Raw genomic sequence first — 17,294 nt, forward strand, 5'->3', positions numbered from 1 at the left:
TGTTGACAACACATGGGCTTTCCATTAACCAACCTCGTTCTGCCTTGCTCACTCTACAAGAGTGGGCCAAGAGACCACAAGGAGATACAGGAATGAGAAAATTCGAAACGCTGCTGCTCCTTTCCCCGGAGCTTGCCGCCGATGCACGTGAAACCGTGCTTGGCACCCTGACCGGCGTTATCGAGCGCGTTGAAGGCAACGTGCTTGAAGTTGACAACTGGGGCATGCGCGACCTCGCCTACCCCGTTAAGAAGCAGATGCGCGGTTACTACGTGCGTCTTGAGTACAGCATGCCCAACTCCGGCGTTGCTGAACTGGAGCGCATCATCCGCATCACCGACGGCATCTACAAGTTTGTAACCGTTAAGCTGGCTGATGAAGTCGAGGAGGTTGCATAAATGGCTTTCAAGAGACGCTTCACTCCCCGTCGTAAGTTCTGTCGCTTCTGCGCAGACAAGGATCTGCCGCTTAACTACAAGCGCCCCGATATCCTTCGCGACTTCGTGACCGAGCGCGGCAAGATCATTGCTCGCCGCATCACCGGCACCTGTTCCCATCACCAGCGCCTGCTGACCACCGAAATCAAGCGCGCCCGCCAGATGGCTCTGCTCATCTTCACCTCTACGCACGCAAGTGACGTAAAGAAAAAGAGCACCCTGTAGGAGGAGCGACCAATGAAAGTTATTCTTCGCGCAGACGTCGAAAATCTCGGCGTACTCGGTGACGTTGTTGAAGTAAAGCCCGGCTACGGCCGTAACTTCCTGCTGCCCAAGGGCCTTGCCATGATGGCAACCTCCGGCAACCTGAAGGCTTTTGAACTGGAACGCAAGAAGCTGCAGGAAAAGATGGAAGCCGTTCGCGGCGCCGCTCAGGACCTGGCTGCAAAGCTGGAAAAGGCTGATGTGGTTCTGCAGGTTCGCGTTGGTGAAAACGACAAGCTGTACGGCTCCGTCACCGCCACCAACATTGCCGAAACTCTTGCCGCTCAGGGCATCGATATCGACCGTCGTCGTATCCTGCTTGACGCCCCCATCCGCGTTCTGGGTGAATACCCCGTACGTGTTCGCCTGCACGCAGGCGTTATCGCTGAAATCCTCGTAAAGGTTGCTCCCGAAGGCCGTCTGGTCGAGGAAGAAACCCCCGCTGTAGCCGATGTCGCAGCAGAGGAAGCCGCTGAATAGCGACTACGACCATGTCTCCGCCCCTTGGGGCGGAGACATGGATTATGCCGAGAGTTTCGACCAACTCTCGGACGATATGTTGCGCAATGTCCCTCCGCACAGCATGGAGGCCGAACAGGCAGTGCTGGGCGGCATTTTTTTGCGCGCCGACGCCCTCTACACCTTGGTCGACATCATCCACGAGGATGATTTCTACGCCCCTGCCCACCGCACACTTTTCGCAGCCATCATGGAGTTGCACAGGCAAAACAAGCCTGTGGATCTTCTTACGGTAGGCCAATATCTCAAGGACAAAGCCCTGCTCGAACAGGTGGGCGGCGCCGTCTATCTTGGCGAACTGGCAAACTCCGTCATCACAGCCGCCAACGCCGAACACTACGCCACCATCGTCCGCGACAAGTCCCTGCAGCGAAATCTGATCGAGTCCTGCTCGCAGATCATCAGCAAGTGCTACGACCAATCAGTCGAAATCGACAATCTGCTGGATGAATCAGAACAAGCGGTGTTCTCCATCTCCGAACGCACCGCAGGACAGGCCTTCGTCGATTCCAAGACGCTTGTGGGTCGTGTGTTCGAGGAACTTGAACGTCGCATTGACAGCAAGAACCTTGTTACCGGCGTCACTACCGGCTTCTACACGCTGGACAAGATGACGGCAGGCATGCAGCCCTCCGACCTTATCATCGTGGCAGCTCGTCCTTCCATGGGTAAGACGGCGTTCACCCTGAACCTGGCCACAAACGCAGCATTACAGGGCGGCGTTCCCGTTGTGTTCTACTCGCTGGAAATGGGCATGGAACAGCTCATGTCGCGTATGATTGCGGCCGTAGGCGGCGTGGAACTGAGCAAGTTGCGCACTGGCCGCGGCATCACGGATGAAGACTGGCAGCGCCTGCATTGGGCTGCAGACCAACTCGGCAACGCCCCCATCTTCATTGATGATACGCCTTCGCTTTCCACGCTGGACCTGCGCGCACGCACCCGTCGTCTCAAGGCAAGCAAGAACATCGGCATGGTCATCGTTGACTACCTGCAGCTGATGCGCTCAAGCCGCAAGACGGACTCACGCGAACTGGAAATTTCCGATATTTCCCGTAACCTCAAGGCATTGGCCAAGGAACTGCATATTCCCGTCATTGCCCTCTCGCAGCTCAACCGAAAGGTGGAAGAGCGTGCGGACAAGCGCCCCATGCTCTCCGACCTTCGCGAATCCGGCGCTATCGAACAGGATGCGGACGTCATCATGTTCATCTACCGTGACGCGGTCTACAACAAGAAGGAAGACCGAGCCCTCATCCATTCCGCCGAAATCATCATCGGCAAGCAGCGAAACGGTGCCGTCGGCGCATGCCCCCTGCAGTACAACGGCCAGTTCACGCGCTTCGAAAACGCCACCGACCTTTACCCCTCGGAATCCCTTCCCGAAGGGATGTAGCCCCCCCACTTCGTTTTTTCCCTGCTGCGGACTTTACAACACGCAGCGTTCATGCAACTACTTGCCCGCTATGTTGTAAGCACTCGCCATAGACGACAAGAAACAGGCACAACGCCTGACTTGTCCCCTGTTTCCATCAGGCTTCCGACCCTGCCCGTGCAGGATCGATTCTATGTGCATGCCAATCGCAGTATTACTGCGTTCAGGAGCTTACAACATGACCAGACATTCTCTTCTCCATATTCTGCATACCCCCGCCGATTCTACCCAGCCCACCGCTTCGGACGTATGGTCCGGCGCCTACAAGATTCCTTGGAACGACCCCGAGTTCAGCAGGCGAATGCTGCGTGAACACCTCACGCAGGATCACGACCTTGCCAGCAGGCGCATCGAATCCATTGCCATGCAAACAGCATGGATGCAGAAAACCTTCCTTGGCGGAACCCGCGCCCGCATTCTCGACCTTGGCTGTGGCCCCGGTCTGTATGCAAGGCATTGGCTCTCGTACGGACATCGGTATCACGGCATCGACTTCGGGCCCGCTTCCATTGACTACGCGCTGCAGACCATAACCGAAGCAGAAGCCACCTTTATGCTGGGTGACATACTCGCCACCCCTTTTGGGGGACCATACGACGTGGCAACGCTGCTGTACGGCGAGCTAAACGTCTTTCCACCGGAATCTTGCCGCGCAATCCTGCAAAAGACACATACGGCCCTGAGGAAAGGGGGGCGCATCATCCTCGAGGTTCATACCGAAGAGGCTGTCAGAAGGGCGGGGTCTGCAAACAGTTGGTACAAGGCGGCACAGGGCCTGTTCTCCGAGCTCCCGCATCTCTGTCTCATGGAAAGCCGCTGGTACGACCATCTCGCGGTAGCCCGACAAACCTTCCATGTTATACACCTTGAGGCCGCAGCGGCCTCCGAGGCGGTTGAAACATACCACAGCACCATGCAGGCATGGTCTCTTGAAGGATATATGGCACTGCTCTACGAGGCAGGCTTCGATGAGATCAAGGTCGAGACCGCACTCCCCGGCTCTCATGCAGACCTGATGCTGCTCACGGCCATTTGCGCTTAGACAACAAAAAAGCCCGCTGTATCAGCAAGATACGGCGGGCTTTCAGAACATATCCAGCCCAGGCTGTTCCGAAACGACCTAGTGGCAGTTAGCGGAACCGGCTGCAGGAGCCTCTTCCTGCTCATCGTCCAGCAACAGTGCCAGCGGCATGAAGGGGCCCAGCGGGATGAGATCGAAATCAATCATCTTCGCCTTTACCAGCGGCAGGGTGTCAATCATATTGCGGGCGTCTTCAAGAGTGGCGGCTTCCATGACCAGAACAGTACCGGAGCGGTCCTGACGGAAGTAGATCTCGCGAACCACATCGGCGAGATACAGCTTCACCATCTGGTTCACTTCCTTCATGAAATTGCCCTTGATGCCTTCAGGGGTGGCGGATTCCAGCACCTTGTCCAAAGCGAGTATCTTCATTGCTTCCTCCTAGCTTGGTCAGCGGCGCACACAGCCGCCAGCGGGGGAAGTACGCAATTTTCCGGCATAATACAAGGCCCGCCGGAATGCATATCTCACTGCCGTTGCGTTCAACCGCCCACAGCCACACATCTCGTTGCCGTTAAGGCAATTTGCCGCTGATTAACAACGCCTCCAGACCAGCACCTCCGGCGCACCGGCAAGCAAGCCGCCTACCCGCTCCCGAAATACCGCCAGATGGGCAGAGGCGAGATGGGCATCCAGATGCGCCTGCGATGTCCATTCTTCAAAGAACAAAAAACGATGGTCATCCGTCACGCAACGATGAGGGGCATATTGAATGCAGCCATCTTCCTTTCTTGTGGGGACAACAACTTCCGCAATGGCTTCATGCAACGCCTCGGCCTTACCATTCTGCGCTACCAGCACAGCGGATACAAACACATGTTCCGACATTCCAACAATCTCGCTTTATTATCTGGTTATCAAAGAAAACGATCGCAAGCGGACGCGAATCAGCCGTAATCCTGAAAAGATACACATACGGGCTACCTGCAGGCAGCTATCAGGCAGTCCTGTCTGACAGCAGCGTGCCGGCAACACCAATATTCTCGGGCTGCTTTTCGTCCAGTATGACGACGATGGTCTGCGGCGGCAGATTCATCACACGGGAGCACACGTCAGTAATCTGGGCGACCAGTTCGCGCTTCTGATCCTTCTCCAACACATTCGAAACCACAGTCACAACAGGCATGTTACCACCTCTCCCAGTGAACCTTGTTTTCATCATATCGATCCTGCACACCAGTCTTCTGATCCGGTATGCCCACAGGAATAAGAGCTAACGGGACGATATGCTCCGGCGCACCGGCAAGCAAACGGAACCGCTCCACTCTGCCCGCATCAGGCCACAGCCCGCACCAGACTGCCCCCAGTCCCTTGTCATGCAGGGCCAGCAGCATGTTCTGAATGGCTGCCGAGCAATCGAGCATCCAGTTGCCCGGATACTTTTCCGACGACGTATCTCCGCACACCATGATTGCACAGGATGCTGAAGGGACCATGCCCGCATAGGGGTGCAGGGCTGGAATACGCCCGAGCGTATCCTTGTCCTCGATAATGATAAAACGCCACGGCTGCTGGTTGCCCGCACTGGGGGCAGCCATACCGGCCTTCAGTACATCGATGATGGTCTCTCTGTCGATGCTTCCGCCCGCGTACCTGCGAATGGAACGACGCGTATGAATAGCCTGCAAAGTTTCCATAATGCCTCCTGATGGGTGCATGGTTGGCATATCAACGCTGAAACAACGCTGTTACGTTATACCAGACGGGATCATTCCGGGACTACCGCCCAAAAAGAAGGACGCTTGTCGGTCGCCTGCTATGAAGCAAGCTGCCGGCCGAAAGCCTGTGCCTTTTCGACTACGGAAGAATCGTTCACCAACTCCCCTGCCTCTGCTGTCGTATCCGGGAACAGACAGGAGGCGAATGAACACCCGATCATGAGGGACGGATTCCTCAACTGGCTTTCCAGCACCTCAAGATTGTCTTTCATGGGGCCTCCGGCCGTGGCAATGAGGGCCAAGGTCTTTCCCCCCATCACAGTCCGGATTCCATCCTCACTGAACTTACACAGGGAATACATCCTGTCGACGAACATCTTAAGCTGGGCCGTGTAGCTCCACCAGTACAAGGGCGTTGCAAGCACAACGACATCATACTCCGCCAACGTTGCCACCTTACGGGCCAGCTCATCGCCAATGGCGCATTCAAATACTTCGGTCTGTTGGCACTTATGACAGCCGATACAGCCGGGAACTTTGAAGTCCAGCCCAATGGCATCAATCTCTGCCACATCAGCCCCGGCCTGACGGGCCGCCTGCATGGTCAACGCTGTCACTGCACGCGTATTCCCATGCTTACGGGGGCCTCCATGAACAAACACTATCCGCTTGGACATCTTCCACCTCTTTCGTTCGTATTGATTCTTATAGCCAGTGAGGGGGTTCCACAAAAGTCGCTACCGGAAAACACCGGCTCCCGGTAGATACCTGCCGCCCTTGCCCTTCTCTGCTCCCCGCAACCGCCTGCATCCGGGCCTATTGCTTACGCGCAACTCAACCATTCAGAAAATTTCACGCAGAAAACTTCCACTAATAGGAATGGTTGGGCACAGAATAACTCAAAGCATACGGCTTTGGGCGAGGTCTGCGTTCCATAGACCACACAACAAACAAATCATCAAGTACGCACTAGTTTGTTCCATAGTATACGATGAGGAACCATACCCCCTTGAAAGATACCATGGAGTGCTGTAGATATTCCGCAACGGACATCACCATGTCCGCGAACGCAATTTCAATATCGGTCATCGGGAGGCAACAAGCATGACATGCCAACTCAAGCGTTGTTCGGGCAAAGAGTATTATTGCGCCATGGAGCTGACATTGCAGCTCATCGGCGGAAAATGGAAGCCTCTCATCATGTACCGTCTCGGTCAGGACGGCAAACAGCGGTTCAGTGAACTGAAGCGCTCCATGCCCAGCATCACCCAGAAAATGCTCACCCAGCAGCTCCGCGAACTGGAAAACGACGGCATTGTCCACCGCGACGTATACGCGGAAGTTCCCCCGAAGGTGGAATACTCCCTTACGGAAATCGGCAAGTCGGTTATTCCGCTGCTGAAGCGCCTGTGCCAGTGGGGCGCGGAGTATGAAAAGCTGAGAGGAGTGGAAACTGTCTCCACGGATGAAGACGCGTTCTCCGAGACACCCTGCGCCGCAACTGCTGCAGGCAGCCGTTAACAACCAGAGCTTGGAAGACGAGTTGCCCTGTTCGGGGTAACCACCTTGCGCTCAGAAGGTGCATAACCCGTGAAGAACACCCGAATAAGGGATTGCTACGGACAGCTATCGCAGGAACAACAAGGCCGTTCCCACAAATGAGATAAGCGCTCCCGTCACCAGCCGTGGCGAGGGGCGCTTCTTTTCGTGCAGGGCAAGAAGCGCAATTACCACCAAAGGCTCAAGCCCGATAAGGGTTGCGGCTATACCGGCCTTGGTGTGCTTCATGGCCAGCAAAGACAACCAGATACCCACTGTGGGGCCGATGAAACCGGCAAGCACCATAATACGCAATGCCTGAGGATTGCTGCGTATGGTCTTGATGGAACGCCCGGCCTTACCCACAAGGCTTACGAACAACCAAAGGGCCACGGTGGCGCATCCCGTCCGGACAGAGGCGCTGACCAGCACATCGCCCCCCTGCACAAGCGCGGTGCGGGCGAAAACGGTGCTTATACTCTGCGCGGCAACGGAGAGCAGTGCGTAGACAATACCTTCCGCCCATCGGCGTGGGGTCAGGTCCGGAATGCTGCCGTCATGCTTTTCCAAAAGAACCCACAGCACGCCCAGCATGGTGAGAGCAATCCCACCCATACCCATGGGGCTGAGCCCTTCATCAAGATAGAAATACGCAAGAACAGCGGTAACGGCTGGTGAGAGCTCCCACAGCAGAACAGAAAGACGCGCTCCTATGCGCACGGCGCTGGCGTAGAAAACCACATCGCCGAAGGCAAGCCCTACGATGCCCGAACCGGCGAGCCAGAGATATTGCGACTGCGAGAGATCCCATTGCGACTGGAACACGATCGTTCCGGCAAGGAAAAAGAAAAGGGATAGGGGAAGACGGAACAGATTGAGCGACAAAGCCCCGACCAAACGGGCGGCAGCCGTATGCATACAGGCCGAGAGTCCCCACAGCAATGCCGTGGCAAGAGCGGCCGCTTCGCCGATGAAAACCATCCCACACCATCCAGATAAGAGTGAACACTACTTTCCGGCGGGATTACGCGCATTTATTCGCACGGTCAATCAACTTTTCTATCAACTATTTCAGCACGTTTATCCCCACTCCAGCCTCGTGGACCATCCGTTCCTTCGTCACGCATTCTCCAGTCCTGCGCTGCCACCAGACGGGCAATGAGAATGGCCACATAAAAGACCCCGACAACAGACTCGATAATCGCCAGCGAGCGAGCCTGACTGGCAAGCGGCACAATATCGCCATACCCGAGCGTGGCAAGGGTGACAAAGCTGAAATAGAGAAAGCCGGGCCAGGTTATGTGGTCCGTTCCGGACGGCAGTGTGCCCGTAATGTACGCACCGGGATATATTGTTTCCACAGTGCCGTGCAGAATGAAGAAGAACAGGCCGATGAATATGTACACGCTCACGGCACCACAGATAATATCCATGGTAATGACCTTTGCACGCAGCACGTGGGCAAGGATGACGGCAGCCACATAGCAGTAGAAGACGCACATGAGCCCATACCATGAAACAAGCAGCAGCTTGTTCTGGATAGGGGCAAACACGTCTATCCAACTTATAACAAGCCACGGAACGCCCATACCGAGCGTTATCCAGAGATGTATCGGCTTGAAGCTCACCGCATAGACGGCGAAAACCATGATGGCAGTAAAAATGAACGTGAGCGCAGCCGTGGCATAGCCGCCTCCTTCAAGATAGGGATACAGGAGCAACAGTCCGGTCTGGGAAACCAGCAGGTAGGACAGCTTGCCCTTCACCGTCAGCTTCATGGCCTCACCGCCTCACGCAATCAAGATAGGGAGATCACCCAAACAACTCACCTTGCAGAACACCCCAGCACAGAAGAGGAAAATCCGTAAAAATACCGGTCACTCCCCATGAGGCGAACTCTTCCATCGCGGCTGCATCATTCACGGTGTACACGTTAACGCCGAATCCGGCGTCACGAAGACGTGCCACATCCTCTTCCGTCACCATCTCGCTCCACGGATGATAGGCATGGGCCTTAAGCGAACGGACGAGCTCCACGGGGTCCATGGCCGGAACCTCTTCCACCAGCACACCGAGTGGAAGCTCCGGCATCAAGGCGGCTGCCTGCTCAAGATACCGATACTGGAACGAGGAAAGCAGCGCGCTCTCCACCATATCCGTCTCACGTATGCAGTCCAGCACAGCCTCCGCTATGACAGTATGACCGATGAGGTGTTCGTGATCCTTTATTTCCAGATTCACGCACCAGCCCGCATCGCGGGTAAACTCCAGCGCCTCACGCAAGGTGGGAATCGCCAGCCCCCGATACGAATCCATATCCTCTTCATCCACGGCCCCGGCCGCAATCTGGCCGAAGGGGTCCGTCTGCACGTACCACGAGCCGGCATCCAGCATCCTCAGCTCTTCATAAGTGAAATCGCAGACTCGCCACGGAGCGCGTGAGGCAAAGGCAGGAAGCGAGGCAACATTGGTCGTCCGTTCCAGCGTCTCGTCGTGTATGACAACAAGCGCCCCGTCCTTCGTCATCCTGACATCCAATTCCCACATATGTGCGCCGTAGGCGAGCCCCATGCCGGCGGCAAGCAACGTGTTCTCCGGACAGACGCCCCGCGCGCCCCTGTGGGCGATATTCATGGTAGGAACTCTGGGCAGCATGCGATCTCCTTTCATCACGGCAGAATAGTGCGGGCACTGTACACCGGCAATACAATCTCCGCCATAAAAAACCCCGTCCGCACGGAGCGGACGGGGTTGGCATATCTCTCTGAAATTCTGGCAGTTCCCTTACTATCAACCGGGGAGATCTGCATATGGGTCATTCACCAGATAAATGTCTGAAGCTTCCAGAGGCCCGCCGTCGACATTCACCTCAGCAATCATCACCTTTCCTGCAGCACTCTCGTAATACAATTGCCCGGAATTTGAGCCGCAGGTCTCGTCGAAAACAAAACGGTAGGTCTGGCCGCTGTCTAATTCAGGGTTCGCATCCATGAAACTCATATTGCCATGGTCAGCCTTCACCCAGTAAATGAAGTCGTTTCCCGACAAGACCCCATGCTGTCCCGACGAACCGAACTGCGAACTCAGGAAGGTAAACACATCCTTGCTACGGGTGAAGTCGTTCACCGTATCACCGGCTTCAGCTACAGAACTGTAATAGAAGGTGTCATTACCGAGACCGCCTTCAAGAGAATCCTGTCCCAATCCACCCCACAGTGTGTCGTTGCCGTCGTCGCCGAAAAGGTTATCGTTACCGGTGTTTCCGAGCAGCACATCATCCCAGCCACCGCCATAAATCTCATCGCTCCCGGCTCCACCGGAAATCGTATCATCCCCGAACACAGTGCCGCCGTCTGAGGCATCTCCGTAGATGGTATCATTTCCATCGCCACCCAGAATGGAGTCGTTCCCTACCCCGCCTTCAATACTGTCCATACCGGTGCCGCCATCCAAGGTGTCATCACCGCCCAGCCCCATAATGGTGTCATTACCGGCCAGCCCGAATATCTTGTTATCGTAGTTGTTTCCGGTAAGGGTGTCCCCGAAACCATACAAATCCGAAGCGTTAGAACCGGTGATGTTATCCACAAGATAGATGGTATCACTGTCGTCTCCGCCGGAGGCCGAACCGGCGACCGTGTCCCTCAAGGTAACGCTGACCGGCTGCGTTGCAGACTGGTAATTCACCGTATTGCCTTCCGCCTCGCTCAACAAATTCTCATAGACGACAGCGGTATTTGGCGTGTCGTTGAAGTGGATGACCACATCGTCGACCTGTCCGTCACCGTCAAAATCGCCAACCATCACGCCGTCAATTGTCTCACCACCGGTAAAGGCGAGCAGGTCGATCTTCTCAAACCCCTGAGCATCATCCACGTTGTGATAGATATACAGATTGCTGGCCGTCGCAACGAGCAGATCAAGATCCCCGTTTCCAATGAAGTTGCCCAGAGCGATGGACTGGATGGTGCCAACCGGAGCAAAAGAAACCTGACTCTGAACAAATGTTCCATCGGTGTTCAGGTACATGCTCAAATTGTCGTCACTATACAAAAACAGATCTTTGTCACCGTCTCCGTCAGAGTCGCCCAGCACTACCCCCTGCTCGGTTCCGGAAAAATCGTCTTTAATAACTGAGTACTTCCAACCCGTCCCGTCGTGATAGTAGCACTTCAGGACTAAACCATATTTCGTGATCACTTCCTGATAGTCACCATCTTCACCATTCAGTTCGGCCACCTCAAGAATAACACTAGAACCAATCTCAGAGATAATACTTTTGGGATCACCCTCGCCATTTTCATACCATGCGATGCCGTCAATACCGCGAATAACAATATCGTTATCGCCATCGCCGTCAAAATCGGCGACCACAATGTTACTCACACCGCCTGCAAGGCTGTCCAGCGTCTGCTCCTGAAAAATCCCTCCTCCTTGATTCTGGAATTCAATAAGGTTGCCATCAGCTGTGCCGACAAGGATATCCATATCGCCATCTTTGTCGATATCTGCAACGGCAAGGACCTTCTCACTTGAGTCGTTATCAAACACCTTTATGATGTTAGGCTCAGAGAAAGAGAGGGAGTGGGTGGATGCATTATATGAGCTTTTGTACCACAGCAGAGTTGTTGACTCGCTGTCAGTGTTCTTTGCCAGAAGCACCACGTCATTGAACCTGTCGCCGTCAATTCTGGCAAACGTGCCGTCTTCCAAAGAGTCGTTGCCGTATGAAACCGTTCCAATATCGTTCAGGCGATCGGAAGCCTCTGCCCCAGTTCCAGCCCCATACAAGGTATCATCACCAAGCCCGCCAATCAGTACGTCCTTTCCCCAGCTACCTACAATTATGTCGTTGCCACCATAACCAAGAATGGAGTCTGCCCCATTGGTGCCGACAAGCAGTTCAGACGAGTCATTACCCTTTATGACGTTCACGCCAGAGACATTCACAGGGGGCACGACAACTGACGGGGGCAGCGTATCAAATTCATCGACGAGAGAACCAAATCCGGAAAAACTATTCTGATAGGCATCAGAAAGATTCACAAGCTGGTCAATCAGGGCATCCAACAGGTCATTGGGATCAGAAGATCCCCCCAGCTCATCGCCCATACTGTCGCCCAGTTCGATAAACCCTTGTTGAAATCCGAGAGCCTCCGCCAGCGGATTGGTGCCGATCAGGTCAATAACTATGGCTTCGCCAAGCCCGAGTCCTTCACCATCCGGTCCAGACGGATCTCCTTCTCCTCCCTGCGGGGCCTCTCCGTTACTCCCTTCGCCTGCAACTTCACTGTTACCCGGGCCTTCCGGATTGCCAAGATCAGCACCATCGCCTGCGGCCCCCCCATCGTCCCCCCCACCGCCTTCGGCTCCCGGTGCGGGGGCTTCGCCTCTGGACGTCAGAGGGGCACTCGCCCGAATGGTATCAAACACACTCTGCGGCACGGTGATGACAGCCCCCATGGGAACCCCGGGAGCCAATGGAACACCGCCAAATGTAAAGGTAATGAGCTGCTGATTGCCAAACTGGTCTTGAAGAATGATGGACCGCCCGCCAGTAAGGGATTCCGCCGCGTGCAACTCCTGCCCGTTGGGCAGAATCTGCGATACGGTAGTGGTGCCGCGAATGCCTATGGTGGCAAGGGGGGATTCAAGGCGGACTCCGTCGGGATTATCTTCCGCAATCTGGCCGGTAGCCATACGGTAGGTTCCCTGTGCCATTTTGAACAGGAAACTGCTCTGCGCCGGTGAGTCTGAATTATAAACGTAGGAATCGAGAGTCAGCTCGCTGTTCGGCCCCTGGGACAGGACAGTTTCGTCATCAAAACGCACCTCGACCGATGCGCCTTCTCCAGTCTTGATGACTTCGCCTTCAAACACGTGGCTCCCTGCCGTGAGCACCCGTTCCGCACCATTCAATATGGCAACGACCTGACCAGCCGCGGAAACAACGCTTCCTATCTCAGCCATGGCAACCTCCTCCCCCCCTGGAAAAAGGAATACGTCACACAGTACCAACAGCAGAGAAGTATAGCAACACTTCAACGACGTATTATAATGACCACTGCCATTTTGCAGAATTCAGCACTGCCAATGCAAAACCACCTCGTTTGCAACAAAAGACCGCCTCAATTCCGTCAACACGGACATCAAGGCGGCATTCTGCATGCAATTTCCGGCCATGCCCTGCAATTTCACAGCAACCGCATTACCAGTAATGACAATCAGTCTTGTTTAATATTGATAGATGGTGACGCATCAGCACCATCCATGCCCAAAAGTCAGCGCAACCACCCTCTGCTTTTCAGCATTCCCTCACCGGAATACAGCAGGAGCGCGGACCAGATACAACCGAAAGTAATCAGGTGATCCACGCTGAAGGGCTCTTTGAACACGAACACCCCCAGAAGAAAGGCTATGCTTGGCGCTACATATTGCAGCAATCCGAGAGTGATCAGCCTGATCCGCCTTGCTCCGTAGGCAAAACCCACAAGCGGAAGCGACGTGGCGACACCGGCGCCTGCCAGCAGTAAGTCCGTACCCGACCCCATGCTTCCGAAGGCACCACCGCCCTGCATATGCAAAAACAACAGATAACAGACTATAATGGGCGTCAGAACAAGGGTTTCAAACATGAGCCCGGGAATGGATTCCACAGATGCAATCTTGCGCAGCAGCCCGTAGAAACTGAAAGAAAAAGCAAGGCTCAGGGCCACCCACGGCAGCTTGCCGAATTGCACCAATTGATAGATCACCCCCCCCGCAGCGAGAGCGATAGCCACCAGTTGCAAAGGGCGCAGGCGGTCGCGGAAGAACAGAAACCCCAGCATGATGTTCACAAGCGGATTTATATAGTAACCTAGGCTGGTTTCGAGAACATGCCCGCTATTGACCGCCCAGATATACAGCCACCAGTTTATCCCGATGAGAACGCTGCTGCAGGTCATGGTCAGCAGAGTACGTCGAGAACGCAGTGCCTTGGCCAGTTCTGCCCAACGGGAAGTGATCGTAACAATACCGCCGACAAAGACGGCAGACCACAGAATTCGATGACAAAGAATCTCTGTGGCAGGCACCTCGCCGAGCATCTTCCAGTAAAGCGGGAGCAACCCCCACATGACAAAAGCCCCACACGCGGCGATCATGCCTGAGGGAACCTTTTTTCCGGATTCCGGATTCATTGAATCACACTCTCCTGACAGGGCCGATGCAGAGCTCAGCCCGAACAAAAAAACGCCGGAAGCCTTACGGGTTCCGGCGTTGCATTCACAATATGGCGCTATTTCGCAAACGACCGGGCAAAAAGGGATTCGATGGCTTCCACGCCTTCTTCATCCAGAAAACGGGTGCCCGTTGCAGTAAAGTGGCGATGGGTAATAACGGGATTTTCAACGTGCTCCCATGCATCCTTCTCCCACTTGAACCAGCGGCTCTGAATCTGGTCGAACACGTACAGGGGCTTGTTGCAGATTTTTGCAAACTCGGCACCCCAGCCAGTACCACCTTTTACGGTACCATCCGCCTGAATCTCCCCCACAACAAACACTTCATGACCGCTGGAAACCTGCCAGCAAATGGACTGGAGCACCTTGCGGAACAGCGGGGCAGTGGAATAGTTACGACTCATCAGACGTGAAACGTAGGTCAGGCTCACGTCCTTCAGCGCGAGTTCCTCGCTGGTAAGCACCCTCACGCCTCTGGTGCGGTCAACCTTATGTCCTTCAAAGCTGTAGTTAACTTCCTGAAGCCCGTACTTCTCAGCCGTTTCTCCAAAACAGGTCTCGGTTCCGCGAGCACCACCGCTGTACAGGATGCACTCTGTGGGATTAAGCATTCGGATTCCTCCAGCGTTGCAGAATGATATTGCCCTGTCATACCAGCGTTACAGGGTGAATGCATTATACGCAAATAGCCATGAGTGTATAGCCCCCTTGAGCGTAGCCACGCCGGGAACGCATTGCGACAATGCAGACAGCCCCCTCTCAGTCAGGCGATAACAGGGAAATGCAGCGCGGTTGTCACGCCGCCTTCAGCATGCGGTTCCACATCCAACGAACCGTTATGCCGCAGCGCCACAAGAAGATACACCAAGGTCAGCTCAGCGCCCATGTATGGTACAAGCCGCATCTGCCGCTTGGTAAACGCCTCGGGAAGAACCTGCAGGACTTCACTGTATTCCATTACCGGATTATACACAGAAATGCTGAAGCCATCTGCAGACTGTTTTGCGGATATGCCGACCTGTACGTTTTCCGTACGCCCTGCATCGACACAGGCCTTTACATGCCACTTAAGCAGGCTCAACAGCGCAAGTTCCAGCTCCTCCCTGACAAATACCACATCAGGAAGCTCTTCTCCCGTATAGAGAAGAAGCAAGCCGGTCCCCCCTTCACTGACTCCCAGTTCCGATTCGGTGGTTGCCAGCATGGCAACCTTGCGGAGGAGCGCGGGCAAATTCACATTGGCAAATTCGTTCTGCTCTTCATTCACGAAGATCGCCAGCTCAGAAACAAGCGTGGCCATTTGCTCGCTGGCAGTTCGTATTCCCTGCAGCATTGCCGTAACGCCTCTTCGCCCGCAGTATGTGGTAATTGAATCCATGGAACATCCGCACATACGGGCCGCGTTCTCATTCTCTTCCAATTGCCCCCCCAGCCTGCGCTGAACATTCTGCACATCCTGCAGCACGGCTGAAAGAGGATTATTGACGGCAGTCATGAGCCCTGCGGTCACACGGCCAAGAGAAAACAGCCACTCGGCCCCCATCATGTACTCGCCCATGCGCACCTGCCCGCTTACGTCCTCACAACGCACAACAGCCCGGTCTCCCTCTGATGAATGGATGGGATACACCATGATATCCGCATAGAGCGTCACCCCGTTAAGAGTTACCGGGCAATTGGAAAGATGCAGCATTTCCATGCGGGCCATTACAACATCAAGCTGCGAAGGAGATATCGGCAGGGAGGAGAAGGCGGCAAAGAAATTCCGCCCCTGTTCCAGCATATCCGGCACAGCAGCCCACTTCTTCGCCCTGCGGTTCCAATCCACAATGTCGCCGTCACAATTCAGGAGCACCAAACCGGCAGGAAGCACATTCAGAATGGACTTGAGGTACTCGCGAGAATCCTGCACGCCCCTGTAGGCGTCTTCCAGTTTGTTCATCAATTCCACACGGCCATAATAGCGCCTGCGCCTGGAAACAATATAGACAGCCATGCAGAAAATCAGCACCAACAATCCACCGACGATGGCAAACGCCACCGTGAGGTTACCGAACAGTCTCTCAAGTATTCCGGGAGGCCGATTGACCAGTTCAGTCCCCTCCGGCAGACGGGAAACATCCAAGCCCCACTTCGTCATAAGGGAGACATCCATCATGCAGACATTGGGACTCTTATCCGTTACCGGAATACTCCCCGGCGATTGGTCATTATGCAAAATATCCAGCACAATCAGCGCCGCAGCCCGGGCCTGATGGAAATGGCTGACGACTATCCCGCCCACGAGCCCCTGACCTATGCCGTGCCGCCAAAGGTGGTACACGGGAACAGGGCTGGCCGAAACAATCCTCTCCATTGCAGTTTCAAAATCGTGCCGCACCCCCTGTACATCTCCATACGCCGAAAGAAGCAGCACGGCCGTATCATCCTGCAAATGATGCAGACGCAGATCAAGTTCGCTCCACGAAAAGTAACTCAAATCCAAAACATCCATCTTTTCGGGACCGTAAACACTCTTCTGCAGCAGAAAAGAGCGCAAGTCTCCCTGACCACTCGGAGTTGCGTCCGTTATGGCAACGATTCTCTTCACACCGGGAGAAAGGGTAAACATAAGGTCCATGGTGGGGCGCATGGATACGGCTTCGATAACGCCGGTCACTCTGGGCTCAGCGTTCATTGACAGGGCAAATTCAACGTCATTCACCCCGCAGAAGACGATGGGCAGGCCCCTGAAAAGCGTATCCTTATGTTTCAGAGCGAACCTGAGGGCATTGTCATCGGAAGTGAGAACAGCAGAGTACTTGCGGCGCCTCTGCAACTTGAAGTCCAGCTCCCGAGCCTTGAGTTCTGAGAGCTCTTCTTCCGGATGGCGTTTGGTGTCGAGATACTCCACATCCATCTCCATGCCGACCGAAGCAAAAACGGACATGGCACCTGACTGGACCAGGGTGGATGTGGGAAATTCGGGATGGTAGGAGTTGAGCTGCAATACCCTGTAGGCTGCATGTGCCTCAAAAGCCGTAATAGCCAGAAGGACAAGCAGGCACAGGAAAATGCGTATGGGCTGAAATGGAAAACAGGGGTGCAGCTTCATATCTTAACAGTAACGCGGCATCAGGCAGCCCTGCAAGAAGAAGC

The 17,294-nt window shown here is 54.9% G+C and carries 18 protein-coding genes; 6 read left to right on the plus strand and 12 right to left on the minus strand.

What is annotated here, in order from left to right; translation table 11 throughout:
- The first annotated feature begins 92 nt into the window (after positions 1-92).
- From rpsF to N1030_RS07575, 5 genes are all read left to right on the plus strand, one after another.
- A complete protein-coding gene (gene rpsF, locus N1030_RS07555) occupies positions 93-398 on the plus strand; it encodes a 30S ribosomal protein S6 (protein WP_265828653.1) in 306 nt (101 codons plus the stop codon).
- Positions 399-662: a 30S ribosomal protein S18 gene (rpsR, locus tag N1030_RS07560; protein WP_174406079.1), complete on the plus strand. Its 264-nt coding sequence runs from the start codon at positions 399-401 to the stop codon at positions 660-662.
- Between the two features lie 12 nt (positions 663-674).
- Positions 675-1,181 carry a 50S ribosomal protein L9 gene (rplI, locus tag N1030_RS07565; protein ID WP_265828655.1) on the plus strand — a complete coding sequence of 169 codons (507 nt, stop codon included), beginning with the start codon at positions 675-677 and terminating at the stop codon, positions 1,179-1,181.
- A complete protein-coding gene (gene dnaB, locus N1030_RS07570; protein WP_420842831.1) occupies positions 1,153-2,616 on the plus strand; it encodes a replicative DNA helicase in 1,464 nt (487 codons plus the stop codon). Before rplI ends, dnaB begins: the two co-directional genes overlap by 29 nt.
- A gap of 217 nt (positions 2,617-2,833) precedes the next feature.
- Positions 2,834-3,697, plus strand: coding sequence for a class I SAM-dependent methyltransferase (locus tag N1030_RS07575; protein WP_265828656.1), 864 nt, complete (start codon positions 2,834-2,836; stop codon positions 3,695-3,697).
- A 78-nt stretch (positions 3,698-3,775) separates the two neighbouring features.
- Here the strand turns inward: N1030_RS07575 and N1030_RS07580 are convergent, their stop codons facing one another.
- From N1030_RS07580 to N1030_RS07600, 5 genes are all read right to left on the minus strand, one after another.
- On the minus strand, positions 3,776-4,108 hold the full coding sequence (locus tag N1030_RS07580) for a hypothetical protein (protein WP_265828657.1): 333 nt from the start codon (positions 4,106-4,108) through the stop codon (positions 3,776-3,778).
- A 162-nt stretch (positions 4,109-4,270) separates the two neighbouring features.
- A complete protein-coding gene (locus tag N1030_RS07585) occupies positions 4,271-4,564 on the minus strand; it encodes a putative quinol monooxygenase (protein ID WP_265828659.1) in 294 nt (97 codons plus the stop codon).
- A gap of 109 nt (positions 4,565-4,673) precedes the next feature.
- Positions 4,674-4,862 (minus strand): 4-oxalocrotonate tautomerase DmpI, encoded by a 189-nt coding sequence (gene dmpI / locus N1030_RS07590; RefSeq protein ID WP_265828660.1) that lies wholly within the window; start codon positions 4,860-4,862, stop codon positions 4,674-4,676.
- Between the two features lies 1 nt (position 4,863).
- On the minus strand, positions 4,864-5,373 hold the full coding sequence (locus N1030_RS07595) for a nitroreductase family protein (RefSeq protein ID WP_265828661.1): 510 nt from the start codon (positions 5,371-5,373) through the stop codon (positions 4,864-4,866).
- A gap of 119 nt (positions 5,374-5,492) precedes the next feature.
- Positions 5,493-6,071, minus strand: a complete 579-nt coding sequence (locus tag N1030_RS07600; RefSeq protein WP_265828662.1) for a flavodoxin family protein — start codon at positions 6,069-6,071, stop codon at positions 5,493-5,495.
- 427 nt (positions 6,072-6,498) lie between these two features.
- Between N1030_RS07600 and N1030_RS07605 the strand changes: the two genes are divergently transcribed.
- Positions 6,499-6,915 carry a winged helix-turn-helix transcriptional regulator gene (locus tag N1030_RS07605; RefSeq protein ID WP_265828663.1) on the plus strand — a complete coding sequence of 139 codons (417 nt, stop codon included), beginning with the start codon at positions 6,499-6,501 and terminating at the stop codon, positions 6,913-6,915.
- A gap of 105 nt (positions 6,916-7,020) precedes the next feature.
- Here the strand turns inward: N1030_RS07605 and N1030_RS07610 are convergent, their stop codons facing one another.
- From N1030_RS07610 to N1030_RS07640, 7 genes are all read right to left on the minus strand, one after another.
- Entirely contained in the window at positions 7,021-7,914 is an 894-nt protein-coding gene (locus tag N1030_RS07610) for a DMT family transporter (protein WP_265828664.1), read from the minus strand.
- Between the two features lie 65 nt (positions 7,915-7,979).
- Entirely contained in the window at positions 7,980-8,711 is a 732-nt protein-coding gene (locus N1030_RS07615) for a potassium channel family protein (protein ID WP_265828665.1), read from the minus strand.
- A 34-nt stretch (positions 8,712-8,745) separates the two neighbouring features.
- Positions 8,746-9,588: a glycerophosphodiester phosphodiesterase gene (locus tag N1030_RS07620; protein WP_265828666.1), complete on the minus strand. Its 843-nt coding sequence runs from the start codon at positions 9,586-9,588 to the stop codon at positions 8,746-8,748.
- Between the two features lie 135 nt (positions 9,589-9,723).
- Entirely contained in the window at positions 9,724-12,903 is a 3,180-nt protein-coding gene (locus tag N1030_RS07625; RefSeq protein ID WP_265828667.1) for an FG-GAP-like repeat-containing protein, read from the minus strand.
- A gap of 311 nt (positions 12,904-13,214) precedes the next feature.
- Positions 13,215-14,114: an EamA family transporter RarD gene (rarD, locus tag N1030_RS07630; RefSeq protein WP_265828668.1), complete on the minus strand. Its 900-nt coding sequence runs from the start codon at positions 14,112-14,114 to the stop codon at positions 13,215-13,217.
- Between the two features lie 98 nt (positions 14,115-14,212).
- Entirely contained in the window at positions 14,213-14,767 is a 555-nt protein-coding gene (locus N1030_RS07635) for a hypothetical protein (RefSeq protein WP_265828669.1), read from the minus strand.
- A gap of 152 nt (positions 14,768-14,919) precedes the next feature.
- A complete protein-coding gene (locus N1030_RS07640) occupies positions 14,920-17,250 on the minus strand; it encodes a hypothetical protein (RefSeq protein WP_265828670.1) in 2,331 nt (776 codons plus the stop codon).
- Between the last annotated feature and the right edge of the window lie 44 nt (positions 17,251-17,294).

The organism is Desulfovibrio mangrovi, from assembly GCF_026230175.1.
In the GTDB taxonomy this organism is placed as follows: Bacteria; Desulfobacterota; Desulfovibrionia; order Desulfovibrionales; family Desulfovibrionaceae; genus Halodesulfovibrio; species Halodesulfovibrio mangrovi.